At 34.8% G+C, this 1,640-nt stretch carries 2 protein-coding genes; both read left to right on the top strand.

The genetic code is table 11. The annotated features are described in order from the left end of the window. The first annotated feature begins 168 nt into the window (after window positions 1-168). Window positions 169-645, top strand: coding sequence for a hypothetical protein (locus CHB72_RS25705; protein WP_089285690.1), 477 nt, complete (start codon window positions 169-171; stop codon window positions 643-645). 375 nt (window positions 646-1,020) lie between these two features. After that, window positions 1,021-1,365 (top strand): antibiotic biosynthesis monooxygenase family protein, encoded by a 345-nt coding sequence (locus CHB72_RS25710; protein WP_089285691.1) that lies wholly within the window; start codon window positions 1,021-1,023, stop codon window positions 1,363-1,365. Window positions 1,366-1,640: the final 275 nt, after the last annotated feature.

The raw sequence follows: 1,640 nt of genomic DNA on the forward strand, positions 1-1,640 counted from the left end.
ATGCCCATTCCCGCTAGGGTCTGTAGGGAACGGTCAAGGGTGTGCGTCAGACTACACTCACTTTTAGGGTAAGACTTTGGAGTACGGTGAGTGTCGGGAATGGCAGAAACGTTATATGTCATCCATACAAAAGTAGCGGTAGTAGTAATAAAGTAAGGAGGAAAGAAATTGGAATTAATTTATTCTTTATTTAAATGGGTTTTAGGTTTTAATATATTCATTACATTTTTGGTCATTTACGAATTAGCCAAGATGATAAAAAGCTATATTAAGCAGAAAAAATATGGAGGAAAGAAGTTAGAGGTATTTCATCACAAGTCTGGAATGAAAATATTCACAGCAATACTTTTTGTGTTAGGAACTATGTTCAATTTTTGGATGTTAAAGTGGGGAAACATTGGAAATACAGTTGTTTTCCAGATATATTTATTAATAATCGTTATTGAAGCTTGGATGAAAATTGCGGTTTATGAAAAAGGAGTCTATCATATGGGAAAATTCGTTTGGTGGGAAGAAATGAAATCCATTAAAATCGATGAATCTTCGATACGAATTGAAATCAAGGATAGTTTGCTTGGAATGTTAATGATGAGAAAGGTCAGCAGAGCAAGTGAATTGATACGACTGATTGAAGAAAATACATAGATAAATGGTTACTATTGCAATGGCAGGAATATGATAACAATTTAAATGAGACACATTTTTATAAATACGTCATTAAAGAATAAGGTTAAAAGATTTAGTGGATGTAGAAAGTTTGCGGTAAAAGGACAGCACATAACAATGCATTGCCGGCTCCGCTGCGCTCCGACCCAAACCTTTTCGTCGGGAGACGAGCTCCTCCAAGTAGTATTCCTTATGGGTCCGACTCAAAGGCTTCGGCAATGCGAACCGTTATCTGAAAGAGCAATATAATTTCAGAGAAAATCTTTGAGGTCAATATTAACATGAATTTAGGGTTATTTAAAATAATTATTAAGTTAGTAAAGATAAATTTATATTATGTGGAGGAGATAATACATGATCAATTCATTTTCAGAGATAAAACTATTTCAAGTGAAACCCGATAAATTAGATGAATTTGAGGCACTAATCGGATCAATTAAAATAGAGCAAGAAAAACAACCCGGCTGTATCAGCGTTAAGTACATGAAACGATTTTATACTTTTGACGGTGTTGAAAATGGTGAGCCACCCAGAGAACTCACAAAAATTGTGAAATGTGTTAAGTACTATTCATATTTAGAATTTGATACCATAGAAAACTGTGGGAAAGCAAGTGGTTGGTTTTTTGATAATTACTCAAAAGACGTTATGAAATTACTCATCATGCCATTTGATATTAATAGCGGATATTCTCTATAATCAACCTCACAAAATAAGCATAATCTACGGAGCAAATAAAATAAAAGCAGATAGAAAGATTGGAATAAATGTAGAAAGTCATGAAAGGTTATATTGCTCCTACAGCTAACAATGCATTGCCAGCTCCGCCAAGAAGGTATTCCTTTGGGGTCCAGCTCAAAGGCTTCGGCAATGCGAAACGTTGAACTAAACCGCTTTGCGGTGGTAAGGCAAGTGTTTATCAGAGAGGATACCCTTGATTGGAAAAAATCATTTACTCATATACTGCTTCTAAT

The organism is Anaerovirgula multivorans (assembly GCF_900188145.1).
Classification (GTDB): Bacteria; Bacillota; Clostridia; order Peptostreptococcales; family Natronincolaceae; genus Anaerovirgula; species Anaerovirgula multivorans.

Bases quoted from the DNA above. Each gene is read 5' to 3' on its own strand.
- CHB72_RS25710 (WP_089285691.1), top strand. From the start codon at position 1,021: ATGATCAATTCATTTTCAGAGATAAAACTATTTCAAGTGAAACCCGAT.